Origin of the sequence: Sphingomonas sp. (assembly GCF_023266535.1) — a bacterium.
Lineage (GTDB): Bacteria > Pseudomonadota > Alphaproteobacteria > Sphingomonadales > Sphingomonadaceae > Sphingomicrobium.
The window spans coordinates 1-16,911 of the sequence record NZ_JAHFPY010000008.1 but is presented as its reverse complement, the minus strand read 5'-3'; the positions used below and the strand labels follow the sequence as shown (position 1 = coordinate 16,911).

At 65.3% G+C, this 16,911-nt stretch carries 15 protein-coding genes; 1 reads left to right on the top strand and 14 read right to left on the bottom strand.

The genetic code is table 11. The features are described from left to right. The coding region (ftsZ, locus tag Q0C64_RS02060) for a cell division protein FtsZ (protein WP_294120460.1) at positions 1 to 1,214 on the bottom strand (1,214 nt) is incomplete at its 3' end. A 188-nt stretch (positions 1,215 to 1,402) separates the two neighbouring features. Further along, positions 1,403 to 2,632, bottom strand: a complete 1,230-nt coding sequence (locus Q0C64_RS02055; protein ID WP_294120458.1) for an MFS transporter — start codon at positions 2,630 to 2,632, stop codon at positions 1,403 to 1,405. A gap of 97 nt (positions 2,633 to 2,729) precedes the next feature. Here Q0C64_RS02055 and Q0C64_RS02050 point away from each other — a divergent pair, with 97 nt between their 5' ends. Beyond that, positions 2,730 to 3,161, top strand: coding sequence for an ester cyclase (locus Q0C64_RS02050; RefSeq protein ID WP_294120456.1), 432 nt, complete (start codon positions 2,730 to 2,732; stop codon positions 3,159 to 3,161). 15 nt (positions 3,162 to 3,176) lie between these two features. Here Q0C64_RS02050 and Q0C64_RS02045 read toward each other — a convergent pair whose 3' ends face one another. From Q0C64_RS02045 to Q0C64_RS01990, 12 genes are all read right to left on the bottom strand, one after another. Beyond that, entirely contained in the window at positions 3,177 to 3,860 is a 684-nt protein-coding gene (locus tag Q0C64_RS02045; protein ID WP_294120454.1) for a hypothetical protein, read from the bottom strand. Continuing rightward, positions 3,857 to 5,113 (bottom strand): cell division protein FtsA, encoded by a 1,257-nt coding sequence (gene ftsA / locus Q0C64_RS02040; RefSeq protein ID WP_294120453.1) that lies wholly within the window; start codon positions 5,111 to 5,113, stop codon positions 3,857 to 3,859. The genes Q0C64_RS02045 and ftsA overlap by 4 nt, the downstream gene beginning before the upstream one ends. 12 nt (positions 5,114 to 5,125) lie before the next feature. Continuing rightward, the gene (locus Q0C64_RS02035) at positions 5,126 to 6,010 is read right to left on the bottom strand and encodes a cell division protein FtsQ/DivIB (RefSeq protein ID WP_294120451.1); all 885 of its coding nucleotides are present in this window, start codon (positions 6,008 to 6,010) and stop codon (positions 5,126 to 5,128) included. Further along, positions 6,007 to 6,963 carry a D-alanine--D-alanine ligase gene (locus tag Q0C64_RS02030; protein ID WP_294120513.1) on the bottom strand — a complete coding sequence of 319 codons (957 nt, stop codon included), beginning with the start codon at positions 6,961 to 6,963 and terminating at the stop codon, positions 6,007 to 6,009. Before Q0C64_RS02030 ends, Q0C64_RS02035 begins: the two co-directional genes overlap by 4 nt. 11 nt (positions 6,964 to 6,974) lie before the next feature. Next, positions 6,975 to 7,877: a UDP-N-acetylmuramate dehydrogenase gene (gene murB, locus Q0C64_RS02025; protein ID WP_294120448.1), complete on the bottom strand. Its 903-nt coding sequence runs from the start codon at positions 7,875 to 7,877 to the stop codon at positions 6,975 to 6,977. Further along, the gene (gene murC, locus Q0C64_RS02020) at positions 7,874 to 9,289 is read right to left on the bottom strand and encodes a UDP-N-acetylmuramate--L-alanine ligase (protein ID WP_294120446.1); all 1,416 of its coding nucleotides are present in this window, start codon (positions 9,287 to 9,289) and stop codon (positions 7,874 to 7,876) included. The genes murB and murC overlap by 4 nt, the downstream gene beginning before the upstream one ends. Further along, complete coding sequence (murG, locus tag Q0C64_RS02015; RefSeq protein WP_294120444.1) at positions 9,286 to 10,440, bottom strand: undecaprenyldiphospho-muramoylpentapeptide beta-N-acetylglucosaminyltransferase; 1,155 nt, start codon at positions 10,438 to 10,440, stop codon at positions 9,286 to 9,288. Before murG ends, murC begins: the two co-directional genes overlap by 4 nt. Next, positions 10,437 to 11,660, bottom strand: coding sequence for a putative peptidoglycan glycosyltransferase FtsW (locus Q0C64_RS02010; protein ID WP_294120442.1), 1,224 nt, complete (start codon positions 11,658 to 11,660; stop codon positions 10,437 to 10,439). Before Q0C64_RS02010 ends, murG begins: the two co-directional genes overlap by 4 nt. Continuing rightward, the gene (murD, locus tag Q0C64_RS02005) at positions 11,657 to 13,000 is read right to left on the bottom strand and encodes a UDP-N-acetylmuramoyl-L-alanine--D-glutamate ligase (protein ID WP_294120441.1); all 1,344 of its coding nucleotides are present in this window, start codon (positions 12,998 to 13,000) and stop codon (positions 11,657 to 11,659) included. Before murD ends, Q0C64_RS02010 begins: the two co-directional genes overlap by 4 nt. Positions 13,001 to 13,091: 91 nt before the next feature. Continuing rightward, entirely contained in the window at positions 13,092 to 14,162 is a 1,071-nt protein-coding gene (gene mraY / locus Q0C64_RS02000; RefSeq protein WP_294120439.1) for a phospho-N-acetylmuramoyl-pentapeptide-transferase, read from the bottom strand. Beyond that, positions 14,147 to 15,553: a UDP-N-acetylmuramoyl-tripeptide--D-alanyl-D-alanine ligase gene (murF, locus tag Q0C64_RS01995; RefSeq protein WP_294120437.1), complete on the bottom strand. Its 1,407-nt coding sequence runs from the start codon at positions 15,551 to 15,553 to the stop codon at positions 14,147 to 14,149. Before murF ends, mraY begins: the two co-directional genes overlap by 16 nt. Beyond that, on the bottom strand, positions 15,550 to 16,911 hold a 1,362-nt coding region (locus tag Q0C64_RS01990; RefSeq protein ID WP_294120435.1), incomplete at its 5' end, for a UDP-N-acetylmuramoyl-L-alanyl-D-glutamate--2,6-diaminopimelate ligase. The genes murF and Q0C64_RS01990, both read right to left, overlap by 4 nt.

Sequence of the window (16,911 nt, the reverse complement as noted above, 5' to 3'; positions counted from 1 at the left end):
ACCTCAACCTCTTCCTCGTCGGCCGGAGGATCGATCGGCGTGCCGAGCACCGGATCGGCGAGGATATCCTCGCTATCGAGCAGCAGCTCGTCGGTCGCCTCATCGTCCTCGGTCAGGTCGAGCGGCTCTTCTTCCGCATCGATGGTCGGGGCCGGAGTTGGTATTGCGGCCGGCGTCGGCACGGCCGGCGCACGCGTCGCCGACGGGAAGGTGAACACCTTGCCCTGGTTGGTCGGCTGCATCGCGGCTTCGGCCTCGATGCCGGTAGCGACCACCGACACGCGGATCTTGCCGCCAAGGTCGTTGTTGAACGCCGAACCCCAGATGATGTTGGCGTCGGGGTCGACCAGTTCCTTGATGTGGCTGGCGGCCTCGTCGACCTCCATCAGGCGCATGTCCTCGCCGCCGGTGATCGAGATGATCACGCCCTTGGCGCCCTTCATGCTGACCCCGTCGAGCAGCGGGTTGGAGATTGCCTTTTCGGCCGCCTCGATCGCGCGATTGTCGCCCGAAGCCTCGCCGGTGCCCATCATCGCCTTGCCCATCTCGCCCATCACCGAGCGGACGTCGGCGAAGTCGAGGTTGATGAGGCCCGGCATGACCATCAGGTCGGTGATGCCGCGCACGCCCTGCTGCAGCACCTCGTCGGCCATTTCGAACGCTTCCTTGAAGGTCGTTTCCGAAGTGGCGAGGCGGAACAGATTCTGGTTGGGGATGACGATCAGCGTGTCGACATGCTTCTGCAGTTCTTCGATGCCGGAATCGGCCGAGCGGCTGCGGCGCGTGCCTTCGAATGCGAACGGCTTGGTCACCACGCCAACGGTCAGGATGCCCTTGTCGCGAGCGGCTTTGGCGATCACCGGCGCGGCGCCGGTGCCGGTGCCGCCACCCATGCCGGCGGCGATGAAGCACATGTGGGCGCCATCCAGCGCGCGCTCGATCTCGTCGAGCGTTTCTTCGGCGGCGGCCCGGCCGATTTCGGGCCGCGAGCCGGCGCCGAGGCCCTGGGTAATCTTGAGGCCGAGCTGGATGCGATGGTCGGCGGCCGATGCATTGAGCGCCTGCGCGTCGGTATTGGCGACCAGGAATTGGACTCCCTGGACGTCGGAGCGGATCATATTGGCGATGGCGTTGCCGCCCGCGCCGCCGACACCAATGACACTGATCCTCGGGCGAAGTTCGTCAACTTCCGGCCGGATGAAATCAATGCTCATGAACCAACCCCTCCCCTGCGCCGCTAGCGCGTTGAACCTTCAGAGAGAATCCATGAATCATTGCGAGTCCCGCGACAAGCCGAAAAGTTAACGCACAACGAAAATATCCGTGGATTGTGCCCCTGCAGACTCACCATGATTCAATATGGGACAGGCAAGGAAATCTCGGGTCGCCGTTAACGTTAATACTAATCGGCGATGACGCGGCGGATCGCGGGAACGCCGAATGCCCACCATAAAGCCGCCGCGGCACATACTCCGGCTGTAAGCAGGAAGGCGTTGTCATAGACGCCGGTTAAATCGATGATCAGGCCGGTGATGATCGGCATGACGATCCCCGGGATATTGCCGAAGCCGTTCTGGATGCCGATGAAGCTCCCGGACGCCCTGGGGCCGGCGAATATTTGGGCGATCGCGTAAAGGTTCACGCCGCCCGTCGCGCTGGCTATGCCAAAGATGACCAGGCAGGCGCCGATTTCCACCGCCGTGTCGGCACGCATCAACCCGATGATTACGGCTGCCATCACGGCATTGCCGCCAATCATCAGCCCGCGGCGCAGGGCCGCCTCGTTCCATCCCCCTTTGACCAACCGGTCGGAGATCCAGCCTTGGCCGACCGCGCTCAGCGCCTGGGCGACGAAGCCGAGGGTAGCGAGATAGGTCATGTCGGTGATCGAAAAACCGCGCATCTTGGTCAGGTACAAGGGCACCCAGATGATGATGAAGTAGAGCGGATAGGTGGCGCCGAAATGGCCAATTCCCATCGCCCAGACCTCCTTTGTCCGGGCAACTCTCGCCATTGGAACCGGCGGTTCGCGGCCGGCCGGAGCAAAGGTCGGTAGCTGCCGCGCGGTCAACAGCCAGGGGGCGATCCACAGCAAAGTGACAGCGCCGAAAACGACGAACATGGGGCGCCAGCCATAGGATGCGACCATCAAGCCGCCGGCGAATGTGCCAACCACCGGGCCCAGGGCGATCCCCGCCGCGACGACACTGTTGGCCAGCCCGCGGTTCTCTGGCGCGACATGCCGGGCGATGACCTTTGAAGCGCCGGGGAAGGTAATGCTTTCGCCGAGCCCAAGCATCAGACGGAAAATGACCAGCGACAGCAGGCCGCCAACCAATCCCATGGCCAGGGTGCTCAGCGCCCAGAGCGCGATTCCGGCGGCGATCAGCCGGTAGACACACCAGCGGTCGCAGGCCCAGCCGATGAAGAACTGGATCGGTACATAGGTCCAGAAGAAGGCCGACACCGCATAGCCATATTCGGTGTTGCTGAGGCCAAGTTCGGGCTTGAGAATCGGCGAGGCGATCGCAATCGCGCCGCGGTCGATATAGTTGAGCAGGACGGCGAGCCCGAGCAGGAGGACCAGCCCCAGCGTGGCCGGCCGTGTGGTCGAACTCGCGATTGTCGCCACGGCCACCCCCGATCCGAATGGCAATACTTATTGCGCAGCCGAAGTGCTATGGCGAGTCATGCCCCTGCGAATTGCCTGGCTTGCAGCGCTGACGCTGATGTCGGCGCCGGCCCTCGCCGGCCCGGCCGAAAACTCCGAGACCGGAAAGCGCGTGTTTCTGGAAAAGATGGGCCAGGGCCGCTTTGATCGCCTCGACGAAATCTACGGGCCGGGCTTTGTCGCGCACGGCGTCGATCGCAGTTACACCCTCGACGAGGATAATGCGTCCGGAAAGGAATGGCGCCGTGCTGTGCCGGACTTGAAGGTCGAGGTGCTTCGAACCGTCGCCGAAGGCGATTTCGTCGCGGTCTACTGGCACGCCAGCGGGACCAACAGCGTTGCCGCCGCCGGTCTGCCGGGCCTTGGCGGCAAAGCGGCGATGGACGGCATGACCTTCTTCCGCTTTGAAAATGGCCGGATCGTCGAGGAATGGTCGGTGATGGATATTGCAACGATGATGCGCCAGCTGGCGCCGCCGCCCAAGCCCTGAAGTCAATCCCGCGCCTTAGGCCGGGATCAGGCAATCCGTGTAAAGGCCATAGCCGGGCAGTGGCTCGTTGACCGTATTCAAATAGACCGGGTGGTCGGACAGGCCGGCCAGGAAGCGCTGGTTGTAGGGCATGGTCACAGCACGCAGCGAAACCTTGTTGGCTTCGAAGATCCAGGTGACGTTGAGCTTGCGGTAGGCGGTCAGGATCGGCAGCGGGAAGCCCATCGCCAGCACCGGCTGATATTCCTTCAAATCATAGAGTTGGGGCACGAAGCGGGTCCGCATCGGTCCCGCCAGCTCGGCGATCCGGCGCAGGCCATAGACATTGTCGGTCTTGAAGTCGGTGACGATCGAAATGTCCGGATTGCGGCGCAGGAAATCGAGCAGCTGGTCGAACGTCGTCGGCGACAGCTTGTCAGGGTCATGGCCAAGCGCGATGCCCTTATCGGTCCGCCAGAAATCGAGCTCGATCAGCTTGAAGCCGTGCTTCGCCGCCAGCTCCATCGCCTCCAGCCGGTTGGTGTAGATCGCCGTGGGCAATCCGCCGCCAGCGTGGGCGATCAGCGGCTGACTGACCGGCTCGTAACTTGTGCAGCGCTCGACTTCCTTGGGCTGGTCGATCAGGAAATAGCCGATCACGCCGATCGCCGCGATCAGCAGGCCGTTGGCGGCGATCCGGCCTGGGCCCATCCGCCTCAATAACCCTGCCGCAAGGCGTTCATCAGCCTACCGAACATGCCGCTCGCCGTCTTGCGTTCGCGGACGGCGCCCATCGCCAGGTCGCGAATATCGCCGCTCCCCGCGCCGGCCAGCATCGCCAGCCCGACCAGGGTCGAAAAGGCGGGGCCGCTATGCGCTTCGGGAAGGCCGGTGATGGTCCGCGGCCGCCCGACGCGGACTGCCCGGCCAAGCACGCCCTGCATATAGTCGGCGATATTCTTGAGCTCGGCGCCGCCGCCCGTCAGCACCACCTGGCGCCCGACCGGGCCGGAGAAGCCGAGGCCCTTCAGCGCCACTTCAATCTCGTTGGTGATCTGCTCGGTCCGCTGACGGATGACGGTGATCAGCTGGGCGTGGGTGATCCTCAGCGGCTCGCCGCCGTCCTCGCCGCCGATCGGCGCCGCCTCGACCATTTCATGATTGTCGCGGGGTGAGGTCATCGCCGATCCGAAGCGGCACTTCATCCGCTCCGCCTCGCGCCGCTGCACGCCAAAGGCACAGGCAATGTCGTCGGTGATGTCCTTGGCGCCGAGCGGGATCGAGCGCAGCCCCACCAACATGCCGCCGGCGTGGAGCGAGACATTAGTCACTTCCGCGCCCAATTCGACCAGCGCCACGCCCAGCTCCCGCTCTTCGGGCGTCAGGCAGGACATCGCCGCCGCCACCGGCGAGGCGACAATCGCCTTCACGCCGAGGTGCGCCGAGCGAATGACATAATCGATGTTGCGCAAGGGCGCCGGATCAGCGGCGACGACATGGATATCGACTCCCAGCCGGTCGGCGTGAAGCCCGATCGGATGGGAAACGCCTTCGACGCCGTCGATCGTGTAGAGCGCCGGATGGGCGTGCAATACAACCTGGCCGTTGCGGTCGATCGCGCCCCGGCCGACCGCCAGCAGCTCGTCGATGTCGGACTGCTCAACCTGGTGGCCGCCAAGCTCGACTTCGACATTGGCGATGTCGCTGACCAGCCCGCCGGCGGCGAAGCTTGCCCAGACATCGTCGATGGTGACGCCGCTGATCCGTTCGGCGATCTCGACCGCCTCGCGCACCGCCACTTCGCTCGCTTCCATGTCGGTGACATAGCCGCGCTTGACCCCCCGGCTTTCGCGCTGGCCCGTACCGAGCACACGCAGCCGCCCGTCGGGATCGAGCGTCACGATCAGCGCGCTGACCTTGGACGAGCCAATGTCAAGCGCGGCGATCAGGGGTTGGTCGGAAACGGCGGCCATTGCGCTTGTTACTTAACCTTCTGTCACGGGTTCGGGAACGATCGGATCGCCCGGCTTGCGCGGCAGGCGGACGGTCATGGTCTTGTCGGGCTTGCGAAGGTCGAAGCTGACGAAGCCGCGGCCCAACAGGCCGGCCGACTGATCCATCTTGGCGAAGCGGGTCAGCGCCTGCGTTGCCGCGGCCTGGCCCTCGGGCAGCATCAGCAATTCGCCGGACTGGAAGCTCAAATTCCAGCGCCGTTCGCCGATCCAGGTGGCCGATTCCAGCTGCGCCTTCAATGACGGGACCTTGTCCAGCAACTGCTGGAGCGGCAATGCTTGCGCATTGGCGCCCTTGCCGATCAGCAGCGGCAGGTCGGGCATTTGCGAGACCGGCACGCGGTCGAGCACCACTCCTTCCGCATCGATCAGCGTCAGCCGATCCTCGTCCTGCCACAGGGCCGCCGGCTTGCGCTCGACAATGTCGATCACCAGCGTGTCGGGGAAGCGGCGTGAGACGCGCGCGTCCTTGACCCAGCCGAATTCGAGCAGCCGCTTGCGGATGTCGGTGACGTCGACCAGCGGCATGGCGGTGGTCTTCTGGTCGAGGGCGATTTCATAGACCGGCCGCGGGTCCATCCGCTTGATGCCCTGGATGTCGACGCTCTTGACCCGGAAGCCGGCATTGCCGACCGCTTCGCCGGCCGCCCGGCCGAGCTTGGCGGGAACGTCGAGCGCGACCAGCGCGACCCCGACGATCGCCAGTACGAACAGGCCGAACACCCAGCCCAACACGCGGTTGGCCTGGGCCTGTTCGACCGGCAGCCTGGCCGCAATTTTCCTGGGAACGGAGACGCGCGCCGACTTCTTCGGTCGTGACCGGCCCGACGCCCCCCGCCGGACATGCGCCGCGCTCACGTCGCTACATCCTCCCTGGCCCTGGCGCCGAGCGCCTCGGCAATGATCCGCTCGACCAGTTCGCCATAGCTGATGCCGCGATATTTGGCCTGCTCGGGCACCAGGCTCAGCGGGGTCATGCCCGGCTGGGTGTTGACCTCGAGCAGATAGACGCCGGCCTCGCCCTGATTGTCGTCCCAGCGGAAATCGGATCGCGACGCGCCTTTGCAACCGAGCAGCCGGTGCGCGGCCAACGCCATGTCCATCATTTCCTTGGCGACATTGGCGGGTACGTCGGCCGGACAGACATGCTCGGTCAGCCCGTCGGTATATTTGGCGTCGAAGTCATAGAAGCCGGACTTGGGCTTCAGCTCGGTGACGCACATCGCCTCGTCGCCCAGCACCGCCACCGTCAGCTCGCGCCCGCGAATGAACGGTTCGGCCAGCAGCCGGTCGAAATGCAACCACGGCCCTTCCGCCTTGCTGCTGATCGGGTAGCCGTAATTGCCCTCGTCGGTGACGATCGCGACGCCGACCGAACTGCCCTCGTTGACCGGCTTCACCACGTAAGGCCGCGCCATCGGATCATGTTCGTAAAGGCTGCGGCTTTCGACCACCTTGCCCTTGGGCATGCGGATGCCATGCGGCACCAGCACCATCTTGGTCAGCTCCTTGTCGATGGCGATGACCGACGTCTCGAGCCCGCTGTGGGTGTAGGGGATCTGCATCAGGTCGAGGAGGCCCTGGATCGTTCCGTCCTCGCCCGGCGTCCCGTGCAGCGCGTTGAACACCACGTCTGGCCGGATGCCGGCCAGCACCTGGGCGACGTTGCGGTCCATGTCGACCGTCGTGACGTTGGTGAAGCCGCGCTCCTTGAGCGCATTGGCGACGCCCTCGCCGCTGGTCAGTGACACACTGCGTTCGGACGACCAGCCGCCCATCAGCACGACGATGTTCAAATTCCTGTCGAGCAACTCGCCCACGCTTACGCCACTCCGATCCGCTGGATTTCCCATTCAAGGGTGATGTTGGTCTTGTCCTGCACCCGGCGCCGGACTTCCTCGCCCAGCGCCTCGATCTCGGACGAGCTAGCGTTACCGAGATTGAGCAGGAAATTGCAATGCTTCTCCGACACTTGCGCGTCGCCGATCCGGAGGCCGCGGCAGCCGGCCGCATCGACCAGCGCCCACGCCTTGTGGCCCGGCGGATTCTTGAAGGTCGAGCCGCCGGTGCGGCTGCGTAGCGGCTGCGATTCCTCGCGCGCCTGGGCGATCCGGTCCATCTCCTGGCCGATGATCAGCGGGTCGCCCGTAATCCCGCGAAACACCGCTTCGACCACCACCGCGCCCTCGGGCAGCTCGCTGTGGCGATAGGTGTAGCCGAGCCGCTCTGCCGGCCATTCCTCGACGCTACCGTCGAGGAGAACCACGGTGCAGCTCACCAATATGTCCTGCACTTCGCGGCCATAGGCGCCGCCGTTCATGCGGACGAAGCCGCCAACCGTGCCGGGAATGCCGCGCAGGAACTCCAGCCCCGCAATGCCCGCATCACGCGCGGTCGAACTCACCAAAATCCCGCTCGCCCCGCCGCCGCATTTGAGCGTCACTTCGTCGAGCCGCTCGATCTTTGAAAAGGCCTTGCCCAGCCGCACCGTCACGCCCGGTACGCCACCGTCACGGACGATGAGGTTCGACCCTAGGCCGAGCACAAATACAGGATAACCGGGGGTAATGTCGGCCAGAAACCAAGACAGGTCCGTCACGTCAGCCGGCTCGAATAGCAACTCGGCCGCGCCGCCACTCTTGAACCAGACTAAGGGCGCGAGAGGCGCATTCTTCGTCAATCGCCCGCGCGGCGGCGTTGAGCGTGGGATACGATCCGCAGTCATTTCTTCGATGCCCGTGACTTGGCAATGCCGTCGGCCAGCCCCGCGGCCCACTTGGTGATGTCGCCCGCGCCCATGCAAATAACGATGTCGCCCTCGGCGGCGAGATCGCGCAGGTTCCGCGCCAGGTCGGCGGCATCGTCGACCGTCTTCACCAGCCGATGGCCGTGCGCGCGCAGCCCATCGGCCAGCGCATTGGCATCAATGCCCTCGATCGGCTCCTCGCCGGCCGGATAGACCGGCGCGACATAGACCACGTCGGCGTCGTTGAAGGCGTTCTGGAAGTCGTCCATCAGGTCGCGGAGCCGCGTGAAGCGATGCGGCTGGACAACCGCGATCACCCGCTCTTCGGCCGCCTCGCGCGCCGCCGCCAGCACCGATTTTATCTCGACCGGATGGTGGGCATAATCGTCGATGATCGTCGCGCCGCCGACCTCGCCGACCTTGGTGAAGCGCCGCTTGACCCCGGTGAAGTTCTTGAAGCCGTTCTTCAGCACCTCGTCGCCGAAGCCGAACTCCAGCCCGACCGCGATCGCCGCCAGCGCGTTCAGCACATTATGCTTGCCCGGCATCGGCACGAACACGCCCTCGATGATCCGCCGCTCGCCGTCCTTGCCCAGCACCGACACGTCGAACCGGCTGCCGCCCTTTTCGGGCACGATATTCTCGGCGCGAAGGTCGGCCAGCGCCGAGCTGCCGTAGGAGACGATCCGCCGGTCGCGGATCCGCGCCAGCACGTGCTGCACATCGCTGTCGTCGACGCACATCACCGCCAGGCCGTAGAAGGGCACATTCTCGACGAACTCGACGAACGCGTCCTTGACTGCGTCGAAGTCGCCATAATGTTCGAGATGCTCGGGATCGATGTTGGTCACCACCGCGATCGTTCCGTCGAGCCTTAAAAAGCTGCCGTCGCTCTCGTCGGCCTCGACCACCATCCAGTCGGATTTGCCGAGCCGGGCGTTGGAGCCATAGGCGTTGATGATCCCGCCGTTGATCACCGTCGGGTCGATCCCCCCGGCATCGAGCATCGCCGCGATCATCGAGGTCGTCGTCGTCTTGCCGTGGGTGCCGGCGACCGCGATGGTCATTTGCATCCGCATCAACTCGGCCAGCATCTCCGCCCGCCTGACTCGCGGCAGCCGCCGCTCGGCCGCGGCCTGCACTTCGGGATTATCCTCGCGGATCGCGGTCGAGCAGACCACCACGGTGGCATCGCCCAGATTGTCGGCGCTCTGCCCGATCATCACCGGAATGCCGCGCTTCCTTAAGCCTTCGGTGACATAGCTTTCAGCCCGGTCGCTGCCCTGAACCTTGTAGCCCAGATGATGCATTACCTCGGCGATGCCCGACATGCCGATGCCGCCAATGCCGATGAAGTGGATCGTGCCGATCTCGGTGCCCATCGCTTTCATGCGGGGACTCCCATGCCCGGCGCTTCGCGGGCTGGCCGTTCGGCCCGGCCGACCAGCAGTGGCGCCGCCCCGCCGGCGATCCGCTCGACCAGGTCAGCAAGGTCCTTGGTCGCATGCGGCCGCCCGACCGACAGCGCGCGCTCGGCGGCGTTGCTGAGTGCTTGCGCGTCACCCGCCACCGCCTCGATCTGCGCCGCCAGCACTTCGGGCGTGAATTCGTCCTGCGGGATCATCCGCGCCCCGCCGGCCTTGGCCATTTCGCGCGCATTGACGGTCTGGTGGTCGTCGGTCGCGATCGGCAGTGGAATCAGGATCGCCGGCCTTCCCGCCGCGGTCAGCTCGGCGATGGTCGACGCCCCGGCCCTGGCAATGATCAGATGCGCTTCGGCCAGCTTGTCGGGCATATCCTCGATATAGGTCAAAAGTTCGGCCGGAATGTTGAGCGCCGCATAGCGATTGCGGACCGCGTCAATGTCATCGGGGCGGCATTGCTGGACCACCTGCAGCCGGTGGCGGAGCTTGGGCTGCAGCATGCCGAGCGCGTCGGGCACGACCGATCCCAGCACCGTTGCGCCCTGGCTGCCGCCGGTGACCAATATCTTGAGCGGTGCGGTCTCGTCGAATTCGGGAAAGGGCATGGTGCCCAGCCGCGCGACCGACTCCCGCACCGGATTGCCGACCAGCGCCACCTTGCGCCGGAACCGCGGCTTGAGGCGCTCGACATAGGGATAGGCGGTGGCGATGGCGCTGGCGCTCCCCGCCAGCAGCCGGTTAACCCGCCCTAACACCGCGTTCTGCTCGTGCAGGATGGTCGGGATGTTGAGTGCGTTCGCCGCCAGCAGCGCCGGGAAGGCCGGATAGCCGCCGAAGCCGACCACTGCGTCCGGGGTGAACTCGCGATACAGTTCCTTGGCCTGCCGCCGCCCTTCGAGCACCGCCGCGCAGGCCTTGATCCAGCCGATCGGTCCGCCGCCCAGACGTCCGGCTGGGAGGATATGGGTCGGCACGTCCTCGAACAGCGCCGGGATCCGCGCCCCGCGTTCGTCGGTGACCAGCATCACGCCATGTCCGCGCGACTTCAATTCGGCGGCAAGCGCGTGGGCCGGAACCATGTGCCCGCCAGTCCCCCCGGCGGCGAGAGTTACGTTCATCTGCCCATCTGCTCCCCGCCCCATTTCACCACATAGGGCGAGCGGGTCAGATAGGGGTTTCGCCGCGTGAAGGCGAGCAACAATCCCATCGCAATCGACAGCGCCAGCATCGACGAACCGCCATAGCTGATGAACGGCAGGGTCATGCCCTTGGACGGGGCGATCTGGACGTTGACCGCCATGTTGATCAGCGCCTGCAGCCCGAACTGGATGACCAGCCCGGCGGCCGCCAAAATGGCGAAACTGGATTCCTCGTCGAGCAATTTCACCAGCACCCGGGCGACGATGCCGAGGTAGAGCAGGGCGATGGCCAGGCAGGCGATCAGCCCGAACTCCTCGCCGATCACCGAGAAGATGTAATCGGTATGCGGCTCGGGCAGGCCGAACTTGCGCGTGCCCGCCCCCGGACCCATGCCGAACAGGCCGCCGGCGGTCAGCGTGCGCATCGCATTTTCGACCTGAAAATTGTCGCCCTCGCCGAACAGGAAACCGTTAATCCGGACCGTCGCCACGTCATAGAAGAAATAGGCCAGGATCACGCCGATGATCCCGACGACGCCGAGGACGACCAGGATGCGGAGGTTTAGCCCGGCAATGGCCAGCATCGCGATCCACACCGCGGCGAAGATGATGGTCGATCCGAAGTCGGGCTGGCGCATCAGCAGGATGGCGACGATGCCGGTGATCGCCGCCGAGATGGTGAAGATCGGCAGCGACTTGTCCGCTTCGCGCAAGCTCAGCAGCCAGGCCATCGCCACGACGAAGAAGGGCTTCAGGAATTCGGACGGCTGGAACTGGCCGATGCCGAGGTTGAGCCAGCGCTTGGCGCCGTTCACTTCGGCGCCGAGCCAGGGGACCAGCGCCAGCGCCACCACGCAGATCAGCGCTCCGGCCAGCGACAGGCGGCGCAGCCGGTCGCGCGGCTGCATCGAAATGGCGATCATCACCGGCATCGACAAAGCGATCCACGCGATCTGGCGGTAGAAATAGTGGAGCTCGTTCAAATGCAACGAGCCGCCCGAATAGCGCTGCGCCGCCGCCGGGCTCGCCGCCGCGACCGCGATCAGGCCGATCCCGATCAGCACTGCCAGCAGCAGCAGCAGGACCCGGTCGATCTCCCAGAACCAGCGGCCGACGGTCGAACGGTCGGACCGGCCATAGCGGTTGGGATCGGCCAGCGCGGCACCCGCCTTGATCTTGCCGGTGATCGTCTGGTTCATAATTCCCCCACCAGGACGCGGAAGGCATCGCCGCGCGCCTCGAAATCCCGAAACTGGTCAAAGGAAGCGCAAGCCGGCGACAGCAATACCGTGTCCCCCGCCTGTGCCTCCGACGCGGCGGCGCGAACCGCCTCATCCAGCGTCACGCACTCTGCCACGGCCATATGAGGGGACAAGAGGGAGGCGAACATTTCTCCCGCTTCACCAATGGTATAGGCCTTGCGGACATGGTCGAAATGCGGCGCGCATTCGTCGAGATTGTCACTCTTGGCCTGCCCGCCGCAGATCCAGCGGATTTTGGGGAAAGCCGCCAGCGCCGGAGCGGTCGCGGTCGGGTTGGTCGCCTTGCTGTCGTTGACGAACAGGACGCCGCCTTTCTCCGCGACGCGCTCCATCCGGTGCGGCAGGCCTGGGTAGGTGCGAAGGCCATCGCGAATTTGCTGAACTTGCAATCCAAGGATGTCACAGACCTCAATAGCCGCGGATGCATTTTCTAGGTTGTGCGGTCCTTGCATTGCTGGCCATTCACGCTGCTCTTTGGGCCGCATTTCTTTGAAGTCGAACACGTCTTCAATGAAGCTCGCAACAACGCCTTGGCCGGGGATGTTAAAGTCGTGAGCCTCGGTAACGCGAACAACCATGTTGTGCCCGGGCGTTTGCATCTCAAACAACCGCATCTTCGACGTCGCATAAGCCTCAAAACTCTCATACCGGTCGAGGTGATCCGGCGTGATGTTGAGCAGCACCGCCACATCGCAATCGAGGCTCTGGGTCAGGTCGATCTGGTAGCTCGACAGCTCCAGCACATAGACCCCGCCTGCGGGGAGCGGATCCTGCGCCAGGATGGGCAGGCCGATATTGCCGCCCATCTCGGTCGGCACTCCCGCGGTCTTTAGGATGTGGTGGACCAGCGCGGTGGTGGTCGACTTGCCGTTGGTGCCGGTGATCCCGACAACCTTGTGCGGCGGCAGCTCGGGCCGGGCGCGGGCGAATAGTTCAATGTCGCCAATGATCTCGACGCCGGCGTCCTTCGCACGCCCTGCGATCGGGTGGCGGTTCAGCGGCAATCCCGGCGTGACAACAATGGAGTCGAATTCGCTGAGGTCCCATTCTGTTTCCCTGCGAAGGCAGGGACCCAGACCGCTGCCGGAGGCAGCGCTGCGCGCTGCGTCTGGGCTCCCGCCTACGCGGGAGAACAGCTTTTCTTGCGCTTGGGGATTATCATCCCATGCCGTCACCCGCGCCCCGCTGGCCAGCAACGCATTGACCGTCGCCAGCCCGCTGCGGGCTAGCCCGAGGACGGCATAATGTTTTCCCGCGAAGGCCCTTGCGGTGATCACGATTGACCTGTTCCCCGGCGAAGGCCGGGGCCCAGGAAGCTTGCTTTAACTGGACCCCTGCCTGCGCAGGGGTGCGGTGAATGCTTCGCCATCACCGCAGCTTGAGGGTGGAGAGCCCGGCCAGTGCCAGGATAAAGCTGATGATCCAGAAGCGGATCACAACCGTCGGCTCGCTCCACCCCAGATGCTCGAAATGATGGTGGATCGGCGCCATCCGGAAGATGCGCTTGCCGTATCGCTTGAACCAGAACACCTGGACGATGACACTGACCGCCTCCAGCACGAACAACCCGCCGACGATCACCAGCACGAACTCATGATGGGTCGCGACCGCGACCGCGCCGAGCGCCCCGCCCAGCGCCAGGCTGCCGGTGTCGCCCATGAACACCGCCGCTGGCGGCGCGTTGAACCACAGGAAGGCGAGGCCCGCGCCGACCACCGCCAGCAGCAGCACGGTGAGGTCGCCCGCGCCGGGCACATGCGGCAGGCCGAGGTAGGTCGCATATTTCACGTTGCCGACCAGATAGGTGATCAGCGTGAACGCCATGCAGGCGATGATCACTGGCATGGTCGCCAGCCCATCGAGCCCGTCGGTCAAATTCACCGAATTGCCGAAGGCGACGATCACGAAGGCGCCGAACGGAATGTAGGCGTAACTCAAATCGATCACCGCGCCCTGCACGAATGGCAGGTAAAGGTGCGTCCCCGACATGCGGACCATCAGCCAGGTGGCGAGGCCGGCAATCGCGAACTCCAGGAACAGCCGCATTCGCGCCGACAGTCCGGCATGATGCGCCTTCTTGACCTTGTCATAGTCGTCGAGGAACCCGATCAACCCGAACCCGCCGGTGACCAGCAGGCAGGACCAGACATAAACGTTGGTCAGGTCCATCCACAGCAGCACCGAGATGGCCACGCTGATCAGGATCAGCAGGCCGCCCATAGTCGGCGTGCCGCGCTTGGCGAGGTGGCTTTGCGGCCCGTCGGCGCGGATCGGCTGGCCCTTGCCCTGCTTGGCGCGCAGCCAACGGATGAACATCGGCCCCAGCAACAACCCGATCGCCAGCGCGGTCGCGGTCGCCGCCCCCGCACGGAAGCTGATGTAGCGGATCAGGTTGAGGAGGCCGGGGAAACCGAGCTGCTCGGCTATCCAATAGAGCATGTCGTCAAACCCTCTGCCATTCGCTCGACCAGTTTCGCAAGCCCGATTGAGTTGGACGCCTTGACCAGCACCGCATCGCCCGGCCGGATCAACTTGGCCAGCGCGTCCGATGCTTCCTCGACGCTGCCGGCGCGAGTCACTGGCACCGCGCCATTCAATGCTTTCTCCAGCGGCGCCATGTCCTCGCCGACCAGGATCAGCTGGTCGACCTTGGCGTCGAGCACGGCCGGAGCGAGGCCGGCGTGGATATCTGCGGCATGTTCGCCCAGCTCGCGCATCGGCCCCAGCACTGCGATCCGCCGTTCGACGCCCTGCTCTTCGCCCAGCGCCTTGAGGGTCGCCGCCATTGACGCCGCATTGGCGTTGTAGCTCTCGTCGATCAGCAAATAGGAGCCGCCGTCGACCGCGATCCGGTGCCGTTCGCCGCGGCCCTTGAGTCCGCCCATGTCGGCCAGCGCCAGGCCGGCAATGGCGAGGTCGGCGCCGACCGCCTCGACCGCCGCCAGCACCGCCAGCGAATTGGTCACCCAATGATCGCCGCGCTGGGCAATGGTGTAAGTGAGTTCGCTTTCGACCAGCCGTGCCGTGACCAGGCTGCCGCCCTGCTCCGACCTGACGGCGTGGACCACGGCCACATCCGCTTCGCCATGGCCGAAGGTAATGGTCCGCGCCGCATATTTGCGCGCCGCCTTGACCAGCCGCCCGCGGTAGGCCGAGTCCTCGGGAAGGATAGCGATCCCGCCGGGCTCCAGCCCTTCGAAAATCTCCGCTTTGGCGTCGGCGATCGCCTCCATTGACCCCAAATGCTCGATGTGCGCCGAGGCGATGGTGGTGACCAGTGCGACGTGCGGGCGAATGAGGCGGGTCAGCGCGGCAATCTCGCCGGCCGCGTTCATGCCCATCTCCAGCACTGCAAGCTCGCTGTCGCGCGGCATCCGCGCCAGGCTCAGCGGCACGCCGGTGTGGTTGTTGTAGCTTTTGACCGAGCGGTGGACCCGGCCCCTGGCATAGCGCTCCAGCGCCAGGTAAAGGGCCTCTTTGGTCGAGGTTTTGCCGACCGAACCAGTGACTCCAACTATTGTGCCATTACAACGATTGCGCGCTGCAATTGCGAGATCGGTGAGCGCCTTGGGCACGTCCTTGACGAGGATATGCGGGCCCCAACTCTTTTTGGCTCCTGGCTTCGACACCAGCGCTCCCGCCGCGCCCGCCGCCAGCGCCGTGGCGACATAGTCATGGCCGTCGGCGACCGTCCCCGGCATCGCCACGAACAGCCAGCCGTGTAGGACTTCGCGGCTGTCGAAGGTCACTCCGCTGACCTCGAACGGCTCGCCGTGAAGCTCGCCACCGGTCGCGGCGACAATCTCATCGGAAGTCCATAGTGCGGTCATGCGGCGCACCCCCGCGCCACGGTCACATCGTCGAACGGCAGCACCTGGTCCCCTACTATCTGTCCCTGCTCGTGGCCCTTGCCGGCGACCAGCACAATGTCGCCGGCCCTGGCCATATTGATCGCTTCGGCGATCGCGGCGCGGCGGTCGCCGACCTCGATGGCATCGGGCGCGCCGGCCAGCACCGCCTTACGGATCGCGGCCGGTTCCTCGCTCCGCGGATTATCGTCGGTGACGATCACTACGTCGCTGAGCCGTGCCGCCACCGCGCCCATCTCCGGCCTTTTGCCATGGTCGCGGTCGCCCCCTGCCCCCAGCACCGTAATCAGCTTCCCTTCGACATGCGGCCGCAGCGCCGAGATCGCCGCCTCGACCGCGTCGGGCGTATGGGCATAATCGACATAGACCGGCGCGCCCGCATGACTGATCACCGCGCGTTCGAGCCGCCCGCGCACCGGCGACACCCGACCCATCCCGGCCAGCGTCGTTGCCCAATCCCCGCCCGTCGCCAGCACCAGCCCGGCGGCGGTCAGTACATTGTTCATCTGATAGGCGCCGATCAGAGGCAGGGCGAGCTTATGCTCCTTGCCTTCGTGCCGCAGCACCAGCGCCTGCCCCAAGGGCGTTGACGTGCGCGACACCAGCTCGATTGTCTCCGCCTCCGGCCCGACGGTGATCAGCTTTAGCCCGCGATGCCTGGCATGGCCGATCACCTCCTGCGACTTCGGGTCTCCGGTCCAGACGACCGCAGTCCCGTCGCCGTCGACAACCTCATCGAACAGCCGCATCTTGGCGGCGAAATATTCGTCCATCGACGCATGATAATCGAGGTGGTCGCGGCTGAAGTTGGTGAAGGCCGCAGCCTGCACCGGCACACCCTCCGCCCGATATTGGTCGAGGCCGTGGGACGAGGCCTCATAGGCGACATGGCTGATTCCCATCCGGTCCAGGCCGGCCATATTGCTGAGGAAAGTGACGATGTCGGGGGTGGTGAGGCCGGTCTTGACCTGGTCGTCGGCGGTGGTGACGCCCAGCGTCCCTATTGATGCCGAGCGGTGCCCCGCCATGCGCCACAGCTGGCGGGTCAACTCGACCGTCGAGGTCTTGCCGTTGGTGCCGGTGACCGCGACGATGACATCCGGATAGGGCGCGAAAAAGCGGGCGGCCAATTGCGCGAACAGCTTGCGCGGCTCGGCGGCGGCGAGGTGCGGAACGCCCTCCACCCGCGCCTCCGGCCTGGCGACAATCGCCGAGGCCCCGCGCTTCACCGCCTCGGCGATGAAGTCCTCGCCGTTGAAGCGCGATCCGCGGAACGCGCCGAATATGTTGCCCGGCGCGACCTTGCGATGGTCGAGCGC